Origin of the sequence: Roseisolibacter sp. H3M3-2 (genome assembly GCF_029211165.1) — a bacterium.
In the GTDB taxonomy this organism is placed as follows: Bacteria; Gemmatimonadota; Gemmatimonadetes; order Gemmatimonadales; family Gemmatimonadaceae; genus Roseisolibacter.
This window is the reverse complement of record NZ_JARGEK010000530.1, coordinates 1-2,514: the sequence shown is the minus strand read 5'-3', so window position 1 is coordinate 2,514 and position 2,514 is coordinate 1. Positions and strand designations below refer to the sequence as shown.

The 2,514-nt window shown below is 78.6% G+C and carries 1 protein-coding gene and 1 pseudogene; both read left to right on the top strand.

The features are described 5' to 3' along the window. Nucleotides 1-581 (top strand): annotated as a pseudogene (locus PYV61_RS24050) (hypothetical protein); the annotation flags it as partial. A gap of 71 nt (nt 582-652) precedes the next feature. Beyond that, a complete protein-coding gene (locus tag PYV61_RS24045) occupies nt 653-2,464 on the top strand; it encodes a secretin N-terminal domain-containing protein (RefSeq protein WP_275836411.1) in 1,812 nt (603 codons plus the stop codon). Nucleotides 2,465-2,514: the final 50 nt, after the last annotated feature.

The window sequence follows — 2,514 nt, the reverse complement described above, 5'->3', positions numbered from 1 at the left end:
CGGCGCTCGCGCTCGTGCTGGGGGCCGGAGGCGCCGCCGCGTGGCTGTGGCCCGCGCGCGAGCGCGTGGCGCCGCTGGCGCCCGCGATCCCCGCACCGCCCGCTCCGGCGGCGGCCGTCGTGCCCGACCCGACGCGCGCGCTGCGCATGGCGTCGCGCAACCCGTTCTCGGCGACGCGCGAGGCGCCGCGCGCGCGCTGGGCGGCCGCCGACGCCATGGACCCGATGGGCGCCGTCACCACCGCGCAGACGCCGCCGGGTCTCCTCCCCGACCCGACCGTGCGCGTGCCGGGCGAGCCGCGGGCGGCGCCCGCCCCGCCGCCCGCGCCCGACCCGGAGGCGCGCGCGCGGGAGCGCGACCGCGCGACGCCGGCGCTGCAGGGGATCATGATGGGCGCCGCCGAGGGGCCGCGCGCGCTCCTGCGGCTCGACCCGCGCATCCCCGGCGCGCAGCTGTACGCGGAGGGCGCCGAGGCGCGCGGCGGGCGCGTGGCGCGCATCGAGGCCGGCGAGCTGGCGGTCGGGGGGCGGGGCGGACGCCGCGTCACGCTGCGGCTGGGCCGCCTCGCGGCGCCGAGATGACGCGCGCCCCTTCCGCGACGCCCCGCGCCGGCGTCAACGTCCGCCGGTCGCTCCCCTCGCACCCACCCGTCGTGGCCCGATCCCTCCGCCGTGCGCTCCTCGCGGGCGCGCTGCTGTCCGCCCCGACCGTCGCGCCGCTCGGTGCGCAGACGCCGGCGCCCGCGGCGCCCGCGGCGCGGCTGAACATCGTCGACGCGCGGCTCGCCGACGCGATCCGCTCGCTGGCGGCGGCGCTCGGGCTCAACGTCGTGCTGTCCGACGTCCCCGACCGGCGCGTCACCTTCACCTCGGCGACCGCGCTCGGCGCCCGCGAGGTGGGCGCGGTGCTGGAGTCGCTGCTGGAGGCGCACGGGCTGGTGCTGGTGCAGCAGGGCGCGGTGGCGCGCGTGCTCCCCGCGGAGCGCGCGCCGGCCACCGGGCCGGTGGGCGTCGGCCTCACGCTTCCCGACCCGCCGCCCCTCGGCCTCGTGACGCAGCTGGTGCCGCTGCAGGGGATCCGCGCCGACGAGGGGGCGGCCGCGCTCCGCCAGCTCGCCGCCCCGAGCGCGCGCATCGAGCCGGTGGCGCGGTCGAACGCGCTGCTGATCACCGACCGCGGCGCCAACGTCGCGCGCTACCTCGAGGTGCTGGCGCGGCTCGACACGCCGGCGCAGGGCGAGGCGGGGCTGCGCACCTACGTCGTGCCGCTCAAGTACGCGGGCGCCGAGGACCTGGCGGCGACGCTCGGGCAGCTGTTCGGCGTGCAGACCGCGGCGCCGCGCGGCGGGTCGCTCGGCGACCGCTCGCTGGGGCGCGCGCTCGACACCTTCCGGCAGCGGGAGCAGGACCAGTTCCGCCAGCGGTCGCTGGTGCCCAACGCCGTGACCACCGACGCCACGCGCCCCATCGCGCCGCAGCCGGCCGGGGCCGCGTCGGACCCGGTGGGCGTCGGCGCGCGTCCCGACAGCGGCGGCCCCGCGCAGCCCGGGGCGCTGGTGGGGCAGACGATCGTCGTCGCCAACGCGCCCACGAACGCGCTGGTGATCCGCACGCAGCCGCCCAACTTCCCGCTGCTGCGCGAGACGATCGAGGCGCTGGACGCGCGTCCGGTGCAGGTGCTGCTGGAGGTCACCGTCGCCGAGGTGGCGCTCGGGCGCGGGAGCGAGTTCGGGATCGACTGGGCGGCGAGCAGCCGCGCGGTCACCGGGGGCGTCGCGAACACCGCGGTGCAGCAGAACAACCGCGTGGCCGACACGCTCCCCGTGGCCAACCCCGGGCTGCTGGTGCGGCGGCTGCTGCGCTTCGACGACCTCGACGTGCGGGCGCTGCTGCGGGCGGTGAGCACGCGCAACCAGGTGAACGTGCTGTCGACGCCCGAGATCCTGGCCATGAACAACCGCGAGGCGCGCATCCTCGTCGGCAGCAAGGTGCCGTTCGTGGCGTCGTCGCGGCTGGGCGACTTCTCGCGCGACCAGGCGGTGCAGTACCAGGACGTCGGCACGACGCTCACGATCGTCCCCACGGTGAACGACGACGACTACGTGAGCGTGCAGATCCTGCAGGAGGTGAGCGCGCTGACCTCGCAGACGCTGCCGTCGGCGCTCAACGCCCCCGTGATCACGACGCGCGAGGCGGCGACGCGCGCGGTGCTGCGCGACGGGCAGACGGTCGTGATCGCGGGGCTGATCGGCGACGAGCGGAGCGTCGAGCAGACGGGCGTCCCGCTGCTGGCCGACATCCCGTGGCTCGGCAACCTGTTCCGGCGCACGAGCGTGACGCGCAACCGCACGGAGCTGGCGATCTTCGTGACGCCGCGCGTGGTGCGCTCGGACGCGCAGGCCGACGCGCTGCGCGAGCGGGCGCGCCGCCGCCTCGACGCGGTGCCCGCGCCGCCGCCGGAGTGAGGCGATGACCGACGCCGCCCCCGCCGCCGCCCCCGCCCCGGCCGCGGCCA